Raw genomic sequence first — 14,170 nt, forward strand, 5'->3', positions numbered from 1 at the left:
CCCAGGACACCGGTGATCGAGCTTGTCGAGATTCAACCACCGGGAGCTGTTGCCCATGGGGAGTGGTGCATGGGCAGCGGTGCCCATCGACAGTGATTTGGGGCCGGGATAGGTTCTAGGTAATGGATCTTCCGGATGAGCCGGGGGCCGCTGGGGATGCCGATCTGGATCGGATCCAAGACTAACGAGGAGAAAAACTGATGGCTATGTGGGGCGCAGATGTAGAACAGCTCAGGACTCTTGGCAGCAAGCTGCAGGCCGGTGCCGGCGAGATCGAGCAGCAGAGGTCCAACCTGACCCGCGTGCTGGACAGCACCAACTGGAAGGGCCCGGACGCCGACCACTTCCGCGGCGAATGGTCGGGCACGCACACGGCGGCGCTGAACCAGGTCATCCAGGCGCTGAAGGACGCGGGCCAGAAGGCCACCAAGAACGCCAGCGAGCAGGACCAAGCTTCACGCTAACCGCAGAAGCCCTACTGCGAGGGCCCGGACACTGCACAGTGTCCGGGCCCTCGCGGCGTTTAACGGCGGGTGCTCAACGAATGGGAGGCACAACGGCGGGGCGACGGCGTTGCCCCGGCCTGTGGCACCTGCCCTTCAGGGCAGGTCCTACAGGGCAAGTCCTACAGGGCAAGTCCTACAGGGCAAGGCAGCCGGCACTCAGGGCACGGGTTCGACGTCGTTCGCGTGGTCCAACGGCGCGGGCGCACCGACAGCTGCAGCTGCCGTGCCGGAGCGCAGCTCGTCCAGCCGGACCAGAACCACCCCGCCGACAATGAGGACGCCGCCCAGGAGTTGGATGGCGCCGGGCAGCTCACCCAGCAGCAGCCAGGCCCAGGTCACAGCGAACAGCACCTCGGTCAGCGAGACAAAGGACGCAACCTTGGAGCCAAGGGCGCGCGCAGCGACAACGCCGGAAACGTACGCCAGGACTGTTGCCAGGATGACCAGGCCACCCAGGGAGACCCACCAGGGTGTGATCCAGGGGCCGAGCCTGGTGTCCGCGGTGCTGAAGGCCATGGGGAGCAGTCCGGTGGCGGCCGCCAGCCACATTACGGCTGCCCCCACCAGCAGCCCGGCGGACGCCAGGACGATGGGCGGCAGGGAATCATTCTCCTTGGCCGTGATGAAGAAGTAGATGGCAAGGCATACTGCAGCGGCCACCCCCCACAGGACCCCGATGATGTCGATCTTGACCGTTCCGGTGAGGTCCAGGACGAGGACCAGGCCGCCCAGCGACAGCACTGTTCCGCCGAAGGTCAGCGCCCGTGGCCGCTTCTTGCTGGCTCCCCATAGCCAAAGGACGATGAGGACGGGAGCCAGGTATTCAAGCAACAGCGCTACACCCACGGACAGGCGGGCTACCGCGTTGAAGTAGAACAGCTGGCATGCAGCCACGCCGATCAGGCCGAAAAGACCGATGGTGACCCAGTTGTCGCGCAGCCGGTACCACCGTCCGCGCAAGGCCAGAACGGCAGGAACGGCGAGGATCAGCGCGGCACCGGTCAGGCGGGCCGTCACGGCAGCGCCCGGGGACCAGCCGGTTTCCAGGAGCGCTTTGGCGAAGGAGCCGGAGAGCCCGAAGACGGAAGAGGAGAACAACGCGATTCCAAGGCCGGAGCCAAGAAATCCGCCCGCGGCTGCGGGGTTAGGGGCGGCAGTCACCGACGCCTCCTGTCAGGAGTAAAGTGGGGTAATGGTCCTGACATTACGCCCCACCCCAGTAAGGAGTCAAGATGGTCTTTGCCCCTGACACCGAAATAGCCCTGCGCGCCGTCGTCAACCTGATCAACACCGCCGCCAACGGACGCGAATCGCTCGCCACTGTGGCGGACCTGGATCATTTCCTTCAGTCCGAGGGGTTCAGCGGAGCCCGCGCCCGCGATGCGGCGGAGCTGTCGAGTGTCCACGAACTGCGCGGGCGGCTTGCCGCCCTCTGGACTGCAGACGAAGACTCTGCTGTGGCGGGCGTCAACCGCCTGTTGCGCGAGGCCAACGCACTCCCCCAGCTGATGAAGCACGATGAGTGGGACTGGCATCTGCACGCCACTGCCAGGGACGCGCCGCTGGCAGAGCGTATGGGCACCGAAGCCGCCATGGCCCTGGCGGACGTCATCCGGAGCAAGGAGATGGACCGCATGCTCGTGTGCGAGGCCGAGGACTGCGATGCCGTGGTCCTGGACCTCAGCCGCAACCGGTCGAAACGGTATTGCGATACCGGCAACTGCGCCAACCGCGCGCACGTGGCAGCGTACCGCGCGCGGCAGGCTACTGTTCGCTAGGAGTGGCTGGAGCCGGTACCGTCAGCGTCCGGAGCCTCAGGGGCGCCGCCGGCCTGGCTGGGGCCGTGTCCCCCGAATCCGTGCGACGGTTTCCGGGCTGAACTCAGGTTGACGCCGGATCCCTTGCCCAGGTGTTCGGAGTTCTCCTTGTGGCTCATGGCCAGCATGGCCGCGATCACCAGCGTGACGATGAACGCGATGCCGGCGCCCGTGAAGGCGAGGTCGAACCGCGGGGTCTTCGTGCTGCCGCCGGAGGCGAAGATCAGCACCGTAACGAAGGCGAGGACGGCCCAGAACGCAGAGAACATCAGCGGCCCCTTCACCGAGGTCCGCAGCTTGCGCGGTTTTCCTGGTTTCTGGTCTGCCAAGGTAGTTCCTCTCCTACAGCCATGCCGAAGGGCGTGCTGGTTCGAATGTGTGTGGGGTTGTTCCGGGCGCGTTTTCTACGCCGGGTAGAACCTTTCGCTTCTAGTTTACGGCTTCGTGGAGGCGGGCCGGGAATCGTGCCTTAGAGTCAGCCCCGACAGGACCCAGAGCACACCGGAGATGATGGCTCCGCCGCCGGCGACGCCCAGCAGGGCATGGGCTCCGAGGCTGATGAAGAAGGGCAGGATCGCCGCGGTACCAAGCCCGATGATGCCCGAGGCCAGCCAGTCGCGGGCCAGCACGTGCCGGCCGCGATATTTGAGGCCGCAGTACAGCTCCACGGCTCCGGCCAGGCCAAGTCCCACTGCCGCAACGACGCCGAAGACGCGGTCCCCGTGAAGCAATGCCAAGGCAACACCGGCGCCTGCCAGGGCGGCCCCTGCGGCGGAGAGGATCTTGCCGGGCATGCCGTCACGCGCGTAGCCGGTCTTCGGGATGGCCCAGAGGACCAGCAGGCCCGTGGCCAGCAGGTACAGCCCGCCCGCCCAGCCCATGACCTGGACCGACGGTCCGGCCCAGAAAATGGTCGCGGCGCCGAACAACAGTGCGGCCACGGCCCGGAGCAGAACCGGCTTCCACAGGTCTTCCTGCAGGGCGGCGCCGGCGGGAGCATCTGTGGGTGTCAGTGGTTGGTTCACCGGTCCAGTTTAGTGGCCGCCGGCCCTATGGCGAACCCAGCACCATCCAGCGGTCCGACCGGGCGCGCAGGCCCAGCGTCAGCGCCCGGGCGGCCATGTAGCCCAGCGCAAACGCGGCCCACAGCCAAACGAGGCCTGCGGCGGCGGACATGCCGGAGACGGCAACGGCCACGAGCATGGGGACGTAGACAGTGAGGTTGACCACGCCCGCCAGCGCCAGGTACCTGGCGTCTCCGGCGCCGATCAGCACGCCGTCCAGGACAAAAACATACCCGGCAAGAGGCTGACCGGCTGCCAGGATCCACAGGGCGTAGGTCAGCACGGACTGGACGCCGGCGTCGGAAGTGAACAGCACCCCTGCCCAAGGCGCCGCGACGGCCAGCAGGGCTCCCGTGACCACGCCGAATCCGATGCCCCAGCGGATCATGGTCCGGGTCAGGTGCCGCGCCCTGACGGCGTTGGAGGCGCCCAGTTCCTTACCGATCAGGGCCTGAGCGGCGATGGCAAGGGCATCGAGGGCAAAGGCGAGGAACGAGAAGATGGTCATGGCCAGCTGGTGGGCCGCCAGGTTGACGGCACCTTGCCCCGTCACCACAAATACCGTGGCCAGGATGGCGATGCGCAGGCTCAGCGTGCGGAGCATAAGCCAAGAACCGACCCGGGTCATTGCGCGGATGCCGCTCCAGTCGGGCCACAGGCTGATGCCGTGCCGGGCGGCATTGCGCTGGACCATCACCAGATAGACGGCCGCCATGGCCCATTGCGCCACGCTGGTGCCTGCCGCCGAGCCCGCAACGGACCAGTCCAGCCCGTAGACCAGCCACAGGTTGAGGACAATATTCAAGCCAAAGCCTGCGGTGGCCACGAGCAGCGGCGTCCTGGTGTCCTGCAATCCGCGCAGGACGCCGGTGCCCGCGAAGATGAGCAGCATGGCCACCAGGCCGGGCATGGACCAGCGGAGATAGTCAACGGCGAACGCGCGAACGTCACCCGCCGCCCCCATCAGGGCCACCAGCGGTTCAGCAGCCCAGAAGCCGGCCACGGCCAGGACCACGCCGAGCAGAAGTGCCAGCCAGACGCCGTCGCGCCCTGCGGCGAGTGCCTTGCCCAGCTGGCCGTGTCCCATCGCGCGGGCCACCGCCGGGGTGGTGGAGTAGGCGAGGAAAACCATCAGGCCGACGGCGGTGTGCAGCACGGCGGAGGCGAGCCCCACCCCGGCCAGCTGGGCCACGCCGAGATGGCCCACAATGGCCGAATCCGCGAGCAGGAACAGCGGTTCGGCGATCAGTGCGCCGAACGCCGGCACCGCGAGCCGCAGGATTTCCCGGGCATGGCTGGCGGGACGCTGGACGGCAGCGGGGGCGGATTGGTTGGGCACGGTTTCAGCCTAACGGCCGGCACCGCCCACCTGGCTGCTCCACTTCCGTGACGCCGGAAGTCATGACGAAGGACACAATGGCTGATCATTAGTTGACACTTCAACTAATGATCAGAGAGACTCGATTTATGAATCAGTCACGCCTCACCACCACTGCCATCACCGTCCTGCGCGTCGCCCTCGGCTTCCTCTTCGCCGCCCACGGCTGGCAGAAGTTCACTGAATGGACCATCGCCGGCACTCAGGCGGCGTTCACCCAGATGGGCGTTCCGGCAGCCAACGTGTCAGCGCCCTTCGTCGCAGGCCTCGAACTGGCTGGCGGCATTGCCCTCATCTTGGGCGTACTCACCCGCTTGGTGGCCGCCCTGCTGGCCGTAAACATGATCGGCGCCTTCTTCCTGGTGCATGCCTCGGCAGGAGTCTTCGCCGACAAGGGCGGTTACGAACTGGTGCTGCTCCTGGGCGCTGCCGCCCTGGCACTCGCACTCACCGGAGCCGGCCGCGTCTCTGTGGACCGCGTCCTGTTCGGCCGCAAGGGCTCCAAACTGGCAGTCCTCGCCTAAGCGGACTCCTCCTCAACGAGCAGCGCCCGACGGCGGACAGGCACCCAGGTGCCCGTCCGCCGTCGGGCTTTTAACGTCTTTGCAGTGGCAGGAGCGTCAGCCGGTCACCCCGGTCAGTTCGTTGGGCACGTGGTCCAGGTCCGTGCTGTTGACGATTTTCCCGGATTTGAGATCCACGGCATGGATCCTGGAAGCCGCCGGCTCCGTGATGAAGGCCGTGGAGCCCTGGACAAACAGGGTAGGGCGGGGATCCTGCCAGGCATCCGGCTCCGTCCAGGCGCCAACCACGGAAATGGCAGCGGTCTCCTCGCCCGTCGTCGGATCAATCACATGAAGCGCCCCGTCCGTGCCCAGCACCAGAGCCTCCCCGCCCGGACCGCGGCCCAGGGAACGGAAGGAATAGCTGGCGCCCAGGTCCACCAGCTGGAGCGTCCCGGTGTCGGTGTTGACCAGCGAGATCCGGGTGGGCCGCTCCAGGTCGGCGTCCCTGTCCACCTTGTAATCGCCGAGGATCACGGGAGATTCATGGCTTCCGGCCTGGTTGCCCATGCGGCCGTACGGGTCAGGGCTTGCAACCTTGGTGAAGGCGCCGTCGCGGTAGACCAGCATGCCGTCCTCACAGCCCACCACGACGGCTTCATGGCCCGCCACTGCCTCTCCATGCACGCCGGGGCACTCCTCGTTGTGGAGCAATTCACCGCGTTCCTGCCCGCCGCCATTTCCCGGCGCACTCAGCAGCGCCAGGCCAGTGCGGCCCCCCTCGTTCCCGAGGGTGACCAGCAGCTTCCCATCCTCCAACGCGATGGCGACGCCGTGGTGGGCTTCGGGTGCGGTGTAGGTGCTGGTCTCGGGCAGGCCGGCCTTGAGTGCGTCGGTCAGCGCGGCCGGATCAAAGACCTCCACCTTCCCTGAACCGTCATTGAACAGCGCTGTCTTCCCGGCGTGGTTGACCACGTGGCCGGCCTTGCTGGCGCTGAAGGCCCGGTCCGTCAGCCGAGGCGCGGCGGCATAGGAGTGCCCATGGTCGCCGTGCGCCTCGGTCCACACACCGGCGTCGAAGACGCGGAAGGAATCTCCGGTGGCCACCAGAACGTGGCGGCCGTCGCCCGCCGGGCTGAGGCGGTTGAAGCCTTCCAGCGGCACTTCCTCTACGGGCTTCAGCGTCTTCGCGTCAAGAACCGTGATGCCCGCGTCGTGGGTCAGGACCAGCCGAGGGGTGGGGGCCTGGCTTTCCTTCGCCTGCCCTGCTGTGGCAGAAGCGGAAGTGCCGGGCGAGTCAGGGCCTGCGCCCTGCGACGGTCCGGAGTCCGCGCCCGGAGCAGCCCCGCACGCCGTGAGGAGCAGTGCCGAAACCGCGAGAACTGCCGGGAGAGCCTGCGGATAAGTGCGCATATGGCCGGGATGTGAGTGAGTTTTTGTCATATCGCTAACGATAGTCATTATCAATAGTGATGCCAATCGGATGACCTCGACTGCGTAATGGCGAGACGCTCAAGGCGTCGCATTTTCACCCAAAACAACACACTTGACATCAAAAACTCCCAGAAAACCACCAGGAAACCCTTGACCTCTATAACGTTGTACAGGAACGCCCAGCATTGCCATGTGGAACTGGGAAACCGGGTCCAGCGACCGGGTCCTGACGGCGGCCGGAACGAAGTCGAACAACAGCACCAAGGGCAGCCCGGCCATCCAGGCCGATCTGCTCGGTGACTGGCGTGAGGAAATTGCGTGGCCGTCGTCGGACAGCACGGAACTGCGGATCTACACCACCAGCGCCGGCACTGACGTCCGGCTCCGCACCCTGATGCATGATCCTGTGTACCGGCAGTCGGTTGCGCGCGAGAACATCGCCTACAACCAGCCGCCGCACCCCAGCTTCTTCATCGGAGAGGGCATGGAACTGCCCGCACAGCCGGATATCACCTATACCGGCGCAAAGTAGCCTCCAGTAGTCCACAGAACTGCCCTGTCCGCCCCAAAGGGCGGGTGGGGCAGTTCCTGTTGCAGGTATGTGTCGGCCCCGACCCTCCGGTAACACCGCGCCTCAGTAAGATCGCAGCATGACTGAGACCGCGGCCAATTCCGTAACCCTCCGCTTCCTGGCTGCCCCCACGGATGTGGGCCACAGCGGCTCGGTGGATGCGGGGACCGTCCTCGAATGGGTGGACAAGGCTGCGTACGCTGCCGCCGTGGGCTGGGCCAAGTCCTACTGCGTCACCGCCTACGTGGGCAACATCCACTTCGCGGACCCGGTGAACAGCGGCGACATGGTGGAGGTGGAAGCCAGCATCGTCTACACCGGACGCTCCTCCATGCACATCCGGACCGTCGTCTCGTCAAGCGACCCCAAGGGCGGGCCTGCCACGATGCGCAGCCAGTGCATGGTGATCTTTGTGGCGGTCGGCGACAACGGCAAGCCCATACCCGTCAAACAGTTCGAACCGGTCACGGCCGCGGAGATCGAGCAGCGGGACCACGCCCTGGCGCGGATCAAGGTCCGTGAACGGATTGTCGAAGCCATGAACGCCCAGGAATATACCGACGCCGGGACCGCCGAACGCGTGACGCTGCGGTTCATGGCGGCCCCCACGGACGTGAACTGGGGCGGGAAAGTGCACGGCGGCATCGTGATGAAGTGGATCGACGAAGCCGCCTACGTCTGCGCATCCCGCTACTGCGGCATGGACACCGTGGCGGTCTTCTCCGGCGGCGTGCGCTTCTACCGGCCCCTGCTGATCGGCCATCTGGTGGAGGTAGAGGCCAGGCTGGTCTACACCGGGACCAAAGGCATGCACATCGCCGTACATGTGCGCTCCGGAGATCCGAAGGGCAAGGAACTGAATCTCACCACGTATTGCCTCACGGTGATGGTGGCCCGCGACGCCGACGGCAACTCGGTGCCTGTCCCCGGCTGGGTGCCGGTCTCGGCAGAAGATACACGGCTGTATTCCCACGCCCGCGAACTGCTCGAAATCCGTGGGACCGCCCCGGGGAACCGGCTGCCCAACCACCTGCTGGGGCAGGGCTAAACCAGCCCGCCAGCCCCGGCAGGAACGGTCCTAGAAGCCGCTGCCGCCGGCGTCGGCCGCCATGTTGGCGAAGCGCGAGTAGTGACCCTGGAATGCCACCACAATGTCCTTGGTGGGGCCGTTACGGTGCTTGGCGATCAGGATGTCCGCCTCGCCCGCACGCGGGGATTCCTTGTCGTAGACGTCCTCACGGTGCAGCAGGATGACCATGTCCGCATCCTGCTCGATGGAGCCGGATTCGCGGAGGTCCGAGACCATGGGCCGCTTGTCCTGGCGCTGCTCGGAGCCACGGTTGAGCTGCGACAGGGCGATGACCGGAACCTGGAGTTCCTTGGCCAGCAGCTTCAGCGCACGGGAGAACTCGGAGACTTCCTGCTGGCGTGACTCCACCTTCTTGCCGGAGCTCATGAGCTGCAGGTAATCCAGGATCACGAGCTTCAGGTCGTGCTGCTGCTTGAGGCGGCGGCACTTGGCCCTGATTTCCATCAGCGACATGTTCGGGCTGTCATCGATGAAGAGCGGGGCATCATTCATCCGGCCCATGGTGGTGGCGATCTTGGACCATTGCTCGTCCTTGATGGTGCCCTTGCGAAGGTCCTGCAGGCCGATGGTTGCCTCTGCGGACAACAGGCGCATGGCAATTTCGTTCCGGCCCATTTCGAGCGAGAACATCACAGTGGCCAGGTTGTTCTTGATGGCGGCCGAGCGGGCGAAGTCCAGGGCAAACGTGGACTTGCCAACTGCCGGACGGGCGGCAATAACGATCATCTGCCCCGGGTGCAATCCATGGGTGAGTTCATCGAGTTCGTAGAACCCCGTTGGCACACCGGTCATGCCTTCCCCGCGGTGTCCGGACGCTTCGATCTCGTCCACCGTGGCTTCCATGACGTCCTTGAGGACCACATAGTCCTCTGCTGTCCGCCGCTCCGCGACGGCGTAAACCTCGGCCTGTGCCTGGTTGACCAGGTCCTCCACCTCACCGTCCGAACCGTATCCCAGCTGGACGATTTTGGTGCCTGCGTTGACGAGCCGGCGCAGAATGGCGCGCTCTGCCACGATTTCGGCGTAGTAGCCGGCATTGGCGGCCGTAGGAACAGTCTGGATGAGCTCGTGCAGGTAGGCGGGTCCGCCGATCCGGTTGATCTCTGCGCGCTTGGTCAGTTCGTCCGAGACCGTAACCGCATCCGCCGGCTCGCCGCGGCCGTAGAGGTCGATGATCGCCTCGTAGATGGTCTCGTGTGCAGGCCGGTAGAAGTCCTGTCCGCGGAGGATTTCCACAACGTCAGCGATGGCGTCCTTGGACAGCATCATGCCGCCGAGGACGGACTGCTCAGCGGGAATGTCCTGTGGTGGCTTACGGCTGCCTTCTGATCCGCGGGTACCCTCGATCGAGTCCAGGTGCGTTACTGACAAAGCTGCCGTCCTCCATAGTGTGCCGCGACTTGATGCGGCGAGTAAGTCATTCACCTGCCGGGATGCCATCCTGCGGGACCTCCACGGGACGGCATACGTTCAGGTCTATCAGCGGCCTCCGACAATGAAGCCCGGCGGGCCCGATTGAAGCCTCCGCAACGTTGAGTCTGCGCAACGCGCGTGGGAGTTATCCCCATGTTCCGCAAGTTATCCACAGAAAGCGCCGCAGCAGCCGGACCGAAGTCCTCCCCTGCTGCGACAGCATGCGCGCCGGCGTCACAGCACCCCAAAAGCAGGTATCCCGCAACGGTAGCCGCCACCGCCCCAGCGTCCAAGCCCACCAACCCGGAGGGCTGTGGATAACCTGTGCACTAAGGGGCATAGCTTGTGCACAGCCTGTGGGTGAACCTGTGGAAACAAAAAAACTTTTGCCGTATATAGGCGTCTGACGTGCGAAAACGTTCGTCGAGGATGTGGACTAAATTCTTTTTTTCGCAACCTTCATCCACAGCTTGCGGCGCGGCGCTGTTGAAAGATCCGGATATCCGAGCGCCTCCACCGGCGATTCATACCCGTTTAGTGATGCATCGCACACCTGCCGGCATCTTTTGACGCCACAGCGAATCGGCTGTATGCAACGGCCGGAATGTGCTGTGGATAACGGGCATCTGGCATAAGCTCTGACTATGGGCGATGTACTGATGGTGTTTCTGCCGGCCGGCGTGTTGGCGGCAATAATCTGGGCATTTACGACGGCCCTCAGACCCCGTAATTCCGGGACGTCCGACGCCGAGAAGTACCAGCAGGACCTGGCGAGGCGCTCCGCGGAGCACTATGCCGAGCAGGTACGCGTGGCAACAGCCGTGCGTGCCCGCCTGGAAGCCAACACCCGGCCCAGCCAGAACGAACAGCAGCAATCGCAGCAGGAAGACCACGCCCGGGCAGCACGGCACGGGCAGTCCGGAGCGGGTGCCGGCCAGTATGGCTATGCGGCGCTCCCCGGCGGGATTCTGGACTCTCAGCTGGCCATGCAGTTGCAGACAATGGCGCACGACGGGCACAAGATCCAGGCCATCAAACTCCTCCGCCAGGCAACCCAAACGGACCTGGCGACAGCCAAAAAGTATGTAGATCGGCTTTAGAAATGGAATCGCTCGTGATCCCCGTTATCATCCTCACGGTCGTGGCCGCCGGTGTCGCATTGGCTGCCCGGGCGGTCAGCAGGCGGCAGGCGGCCGTCAAGCAGGCCGGCACGGCCCCTGCGCCGGATGAGGTTGAGGTGGCCCGCCGCGCCGCCGCCAAGCTCTCTGAGGACCAGCACCGCAGGTTGTACGCGCTGATTGCCCAGGGACAGGCGATGGCGGCCATCAAGCTGTACTACGAGGCCACAGGAGAAGGACTGCGGGCATCCCGGGACGCGGTGGGGGCGTTGGCCGCCCACCCGCAGGCCTACCGCAGCCCTGCCGCTGAAGCGGCGGAGGCGGAGCCCGACGATGACGACACGCCCCAGCGTTTCCCCTACCGCTACCGCGCCATTGCCAGCAAGGGAGATGTGACGCGTGAGGTCAGCAGCAATATGCTCAACGACGAGATCTACGGCCGCATCCGCACGTTGGCGCGCAGTGGCGATACCGAAGGCGCCGCCACTGCGCTGACCAAGCACTCGGACATTTCCATGAAGCAGGCACGCGAGTTCATCGCCCTCCTGGACGACTAGGGCTCCTGGGCGGCTACGCTCCCGGACCCCAGGGCTCCCAGCCGCGGCACAGTGAGCCGTCCGGCCGTCAGAAGTCGAAGATGTCTCCCAGCCAGCCTTCCTTCTTTTTGGGCCGCCGGCGGTCGTGGTCGCGGTCATACCCCGGCTTGTCGTACTTCCGGTCATCGTAGCGCGGCTGGTCGTAACGGGGCTGCTCGTACCGCGGCTGCTCGCGGCGGGGTTCAAAGTTCGGATACAGCGGGGGCGGAACCGGAGCAGCGACAGGCGCCGCGGCCGCCGGGCGCGCCGTCGTAGGAGCGCGGCCGTTCATAGCGTCGTTGGCGCGGTCGATGATCTTGTCCAGCTCACCGCGGTCCAGCCAGACACCGCGGCACTGCGGGCAGTAGTCGATCTCGACGCCGCTGCGTTCGCTCATTATCAGGTCAATTGAATCCACAGGACATTTCATGTTCCGGTCAACGACCGGGGACACCGAATAGTTCAGACGCCGGGATCGCGGGGGCTGACGAGGGAGCTTTGCGGACGGGCGCGGACTTTGCGGACCGGCCCTTAGCGTCCGCCGGAAATGCCTGCCAGAAGCTGTGCGAAGGGCAGGGACTCCAGTGCCGCCGGCTTGCGGCCGGGCTGATCCTCCGCGAGGAGGGCGGCAAACTCAGCTGCCGCACGGTCGATCCGCGATGAGAGGGGCGAGCCGCCGTCGTCCGTGTTTCCCCAGTCCTGGGGGCCGGCGAAAACGGCCGTAGCGGCCATCCTGGTGCGCAGGTAGCTGAACAGCGGGCGCATCGCGTACTCGAGGACCATCTGGTGGCGGTCCGTGCCGCCAGTGGCACCCAGGAGGACAGCCTTCCCGTCCAGGGACTTGGGGTCCAGGACGTCAATGAAGGACTTGAACAGGCCGCTGTAGGAAGCGCTGAACACCGGGCTAACGGCAATGATGCCGTCGGTTGCCTCCACGCCGGCAATGACATCCGCCAGGCGAGGGGCCGCATAGCCGGTGACAAAGTTGTTGGCGATGTCCACCGCGAGGTCCCGGAGCTCAACGACCTCAACCTTCACCTCGAAACCCGCATCGGCGAGGCGGTGCTCTGCTGCAGCGGCGAGCTGGTCGGCGAGCAGCCTGCTCGAGGACGGCACGCCCAGGCCGGCGGACAGTACAGTGATGCGGCGGGTTTCCACTTGGACTCCTGAGGTTCGGTACAGCCTATGCTACATGTGTTTGCATGTATCGAGATAACCGATGCCTGTCCGCGTTTATTCCAGCGGTGCCAGGTCACCGGCGGTTGCACTCCGGGCGGCATGAAACGAGTATTTGCGTTTTCCGGGATTCGAGGGAGGGGCACCCCGGCTACCTAAGCGCTTACGCGATAAGTCCCCAATGCACCTAACAGATCACTTGGCGCTGCCCCTCCACACCTAGCTCTGGCGGGAGCACGAAATTCCCTATGTAGGACGCAATACAAAAAGCGAGTACTCAGTACTGGTGTTTACCTGGCCGGGCTGGTCATATGCTCAATTTACGGGCAGAGTCACTCGGCCGGGGGTTTCGAATTCCTCTAGAGGCACTGGCTGGATTAGTCGCCGGGGCCGAGACACCAACCGACCGAGACCACCCAGACAGGAGACGACCATGCGCACCTGGCAGAGCAAGGCACTGCACTTCGACATCCACGGCCGCATCACGATCCGCGTCGACGCAAAGGCGCCGTCAGCGACCCAGCTCCAGAGCATGTTGGCGTGTTTCGCCACCGACACCGAACGGCCGGCCGACATCGTCGTCGACGCCGGGCCGGAGCCAATGCCGGATGCGGGTCTGCTCGAGCACGAGCTCGCGTACACGGGGAACAGCGTGCGCTTCCAAGCCGATCGGGTCCAGATCGTGAGAGACGCAGAGCAGTGGCGCATTCACGGGCCGGGCGAGCTGTTGACCTCCGTGGTCCCTGTTCTCGATGTCGCCATGGTCGGTCGAGGAGCCGGCATGATCCACGCGGCAACGATGGCGTACCGGGGTCACGCGATTGCGCTTCCCGCCGCCGGAGGGACCGGTAAGACGAGCACCGCTGCCAAGCTGATGCGGCGCGAGGGGTGGTCGTTCATGGGCGACGACTGGGCCTTCCTCGCCGAGGACGCCACACTGCTCGGCTACGCGAAGCCGATGTTCATCAAGCCGCACCACCGGGCCATCTACCCGCACCTTTTCGAAGGTGTCCGGAAACCCCTCGTCCCGTCACAGCTCTCGAAGAGCGTCGGCCGTCTCACGACGGTGGTGCATCCTTACGTCATCCGTTATCCGCGCCTCGCGGACTTCTCCCGGCGATGGTCGCCGGAGCACCGCATGGTCGAGGCGGGGACCGCGTTCCCGGGGCGAGAAGTGACGACCTCGGCCCCGCTCGCGGCCGCCGTCTACATCGAGCGCTTCGAGGGCGCCCGGTCTCGGATCGTCGAGCGGACGAGCGACTGGATGGTCGACCGCATGATCGGCAACTTCCACATCGAGATGGCGGGCTTCTCGCAGCGGGTCGTGACTGGCCTGGCGGCCACGTCCGTCCTCCCGTGGCGCGAGCACTTCGCGGCGAAGGGGGTCGTGCTGAGCAAGGCACTCGACGGACGTCCCTGCCACCTGCTGCAGGTGCCCTCCGCGTACACGGCGGACGAAGCGTCGGACGACATCGTCCGGTACCTCGAGGAGCTGCTGCCGTCGGTCCTCGACCAGGAGGCCTGA

Annotated in this window: 15 protein-coding genes and 1 pseudogene; 8 read left to right on the forward strand and 8 right to left on the reverse strand. The window is 65.4% G+C overall.

All coding sequences use genetic code 11. From position 1 onward, the window contains the following. Positions 1 to 200 precede the first annotated feature (200 nt). Positions 201 to 464, forward strand: coding sequence for a WXG100 family type VII secretion target (locus CXR02_RS16185; RefSeq protein ID WP_104062917.1), 264 nt, complete (start codon positions 201 to 203; stop codon positions 462 to 464). Between the two features lie 198 nt (positions 465 to 662). On the opposite strand, the gene CXR02_RS16190 is transcribed toward CXR02_RS16185, so the two are convergent. Beyond that, positions 663 to 1,667, reverse strand: a complete 1,005-nt coding sequence (locus CXR02_RS16190; protein ID WP_104062918.1) for a DMT family transporter — start codon at positions 1,665 to 1,667, stop codon at positions 663 to 665. A gap of 71 nt (positions 1,668 to 1,738) precedes the next feature. On the opposite strand from CXR02_RS16190, the gene CXR02_RS16195 reads away from it, so the two are divergent. Further along, positions 1,739 to 2,284, forward strand: a complete 546-nt coding sequence (locus CXR02_RS16195) for a CGNR zinc finger domain-containing protein (protein WP_104062919.1) — start codon at positions 1,739 to 1,741, stop codon at positions 2,282 to 2,284. Here CXR02_RS16195 and CXR02_RS16200 read toward each other — a convergent pair. The 3 genes from CXR02_RS16200 to CXR02_RS16210 all read right to left on the reverse strand — a co-directional run bounded on the left by CXR02_RS16200 (position 2,281) and on the right by CXR02_RS16210 (position 4,726). Beyond that, entirely contained in the window at positions 2,281 to 2,652 is a 372-nt protein-coding gene (locus CXR02_RS16200; RefSeq protein ID WP_104062920.1) for a hypothetical protein, read from the reverse strand. The two genes, CXR02_RS16195 and CXR02_RS16200, sit on opposite strands and share 4 nt — an antisense overlap. Before the next feature lie 105 nt (positions 2,653 to 2,757). Beyond that, on the reverse strand, positions 2,758 to 3,348 hold the full coding sequence (locus CXR02_RS16205; protein ID WP_104062921.1) for a hypothetical protein: 591 nt from the start codon (positions 3,346 to 3,348) through the stop codon (positions 2,758 to 2,760). 25 nt (positions 3,349 to 3,373) lie between these two features. Beyond that, complete coding sequence (locus tag CXR02_RS16210) at positions 3,374 to 4,726, reverse strand: MATE family efflux transporter (protein ID WP_104062922.1); 1,353 nt, start codon at positions 4,724 to 4,726, stop codon at positions 3,374 to 3,376. Between the two features lie 128 nt (positions 4,727 to 4,854). On the opposite strand from CXR02_RS16210, the gene CXR02_RS16215 reads away from it, so the two are divergent. Next, on the forward strand, positions 4,855 to 5,289 hold the full coding sequence (locus CXR02_RS16215; protein WP_104062923.1) for a DoxX family protein: 435 nt from the start codon (positions 4,855 to 4,857) through the stop codon (positions 5,287 to 5,289). A gap of 96 nt (positions 5,290 to 5,385) precedes the next feature. Here the strand turns inward: CXR02_RS16215 and aztD are convergent, their stop codons facing one another. Continuing rightward, positions 5,386 to 6,711, reverse strand: a complete 1,326-nt coding sequence (gene aztD / locus CXR02_RS16220) for a zinc metallochaperone AztD (protein WP_258061038.1) — start codon at positions 6,709 to 6,711, stop codon at positions 5,386 to 5,388. Positions 6,712 to 6,880: 169 nt separating this feature from the next. Between aztD and CXR02_RS16225 the strand changes: the two are divergent. Together CXR02_RS16225 and CXR02_RS16230 are read left to right on the forward strand one after the other, a co-directional pair. Next, positions 6,881 to 7,234: pseudogene (locus CXR02_RS16225) on the forward strand (hypothetical protein); the annotation flags it as partial. Positions 7,235 to 7,352: 118 nt separating this feature from the next. Beyond that, positions 7,353 to 8,321 carry an acyl-CoA thioesterase gene (locus tag CXR02_RS16230; RefSeq protein WP_104062925.1) on the forward strand — a complete coding sequence of 323 codons (969 nt, stop codon included), beginning with the start codon at positions 7,353 to 7,355 and terminating at the stop codon, positions 8,319 to 8,321. A gap of 30 nt (positions 8,322 to 8,351) precedes the next feature. On the opposite strand, the gene dnaB is transcribed toward CXR02_RS16230, so the two are convergent. Continuing rightward, positions 8,352 to 9,734 (reverse strand): replicative DNA helicase, encoded by a 1,383-nt coding sequence (dnaB, locus tag CXR02_RS16235; RefSeq protein WP_058930676.1) that lies wholly within the window; start codon positions 9,732 to 9,734, stop codon positions 8,352 to 8,354. Between the two features lie 686 nt (positions 9,735 to 10,420). Between dnaB and CXR02_RS16240 the strand changes: the two genes are divergently transcribed. Both CXR02_RS16240 and CXR02_RS16245 read left to right on the forward strand, forming a co-directional pair. Then, positions 10,421 to 10,876: a hypothetical protein gene (locus CXR02_RS16240; RefSeq protein ID WP_181037265.1), complete on the forward strand. Its 456-nt coding sequence runs from the start codon at positions 10,421 to 10,423 to the stop codon at positions 10,874 to 10,876. 2 nt (positions 10,877 to 10,878) lie between these two features. Beyond that, a complete protein-coding gene (locus tag CXR02_RS16245; protein ID WP_104062927.1) occupies positions 10,879 to 11,451 on the forward strand; it encodes a hypothetical protein in 573 nt (190 codons plus the stop codon). Between the two features lie 67 nt (positions 11,452 to 11,518). On the opposite strand, the gene CXR02_RS16250 is transcribed toward CXR02_RS16245, so the two are convergent. Together CXR02_RS16250 and CXR02_RS16255 are read right to left on the reverse strand one after the other, a co-directional pair. Next, positions 11,519 to 11,899, reverse strand: a complete 381-nt coding sequence (locus tag CXR02_RS16250) for a zf-TFIIB domain-containing protein (RefSeq protein WP_104062946.1) — start codon at positions 11,897 to 11,899, stop codon at positions 11,519 to 11,521. A gap of 101 nt (positions 11,900 to 12,000) precedes the next feature. Then, positions 12,001 to 12,627, reverse strand: coding sequence for a CE1759 family FMN reductase (locus tag CXR02_RS16255; RefSeq protein ID WP_056341725.1), 627 nt, complete (start codon positions 12,625 to 12,627; stop codon positions 12,001 to 12,003). A gap of 451 nt (positions 12,628 to 13,078) precedes the next feature. Between CXR02_RS16255 and CXR02_RS16260 the strand changes: the two genes are divergently transcribed. Further along, on the forward strand, positions 13,079 to 14,170 hold the full coding sequence (locus tag CXR02_RS16260; RefSeq protein WP_104062928.1) for a hypothetical protein: 1,092 nt from the start codon (positions 13,079 to 13,081) through the stop codon (positions 14,168 to 14,170).

This window comes from Arthrobacter sp. 4R501 (assembly GCF_002929755.1).
In the GTDB taxonomy this organism is placed as follows: Bacteria; Actinomycetota; Actinomycetes; order Actinomycetales; family Micrococcaceae; genus Arthrobacter.

What these genes read in the sequence shown, in the direction of transcription:
- CXR02_RS16185 (WP_104062917.1), top strand. Translation starts at nt 201, where the DNA reads ATGGCTATGTGGGGCGCAGATGTAGAACAGCTCAGGACTCTTGGCAGC.
- CXR02_RS16195 (WP_104062919.1), top strand. Translation starts at nt 1,739, where the DNA reads ATGGTCTTTGCCCCTGACACCGAAATAGCCCTGCGCGCCGTCGTCAAC.
- CXR02_RS16215 (WP_104062923.1), top strand. Translation starts at nt 4,855, where the DNA reads ATGAATCAGTCACGCCTCACCACCACTGCCATCACCGTCCTGCGCGTC.
- aztD (WP_258061038.1), bottom strand. Translation starts at nt 6,711, where the DNA reads ATGACAAAAACTCACTCACATCCCGGCCATATGCGCACTTATCCGCAG.
- CXR02_RS16230 (WP_104062925.1), top strand. Translation starts at nt 7,353, where the DNA reads ATGACTGAGACCGCGGCCAATTCCGTAACCCTCCGCTTCCTGGCTGCC.
- CXR02_RS16240 (WP_181037265.1), top strand. Translation starts at nt 10,421, where the DNA reads ATGGGCGATGTACTGATGGTGTTTCTGCCGGCCGGCGTGTTGGCGGCA.
- CXR02_RS16245 (WP_104062927.1), top strand. Translation starts at nt 10,879, where the DNA reads ATGGAATCGCTCGTGATCCCCGTTATCATCCTCACGGTCGTGGCCGCC.
- CXR02_RS16250 (WP_104062946.1), bottom strand. Translation starts at nt 11,899, where the DNA reads ATGAAATGTCCTGTGGATTCAATTGACCTGATAATGAGCGAACGCAGC.
- CXR02_RS16260 (WP_104062928.1), top strand. Translation starts at nt 13,079, where the DNA reads ATGCGCACCTGGCAGAGCAAGGCACTGCACTTCGACATCCACGGCCGC.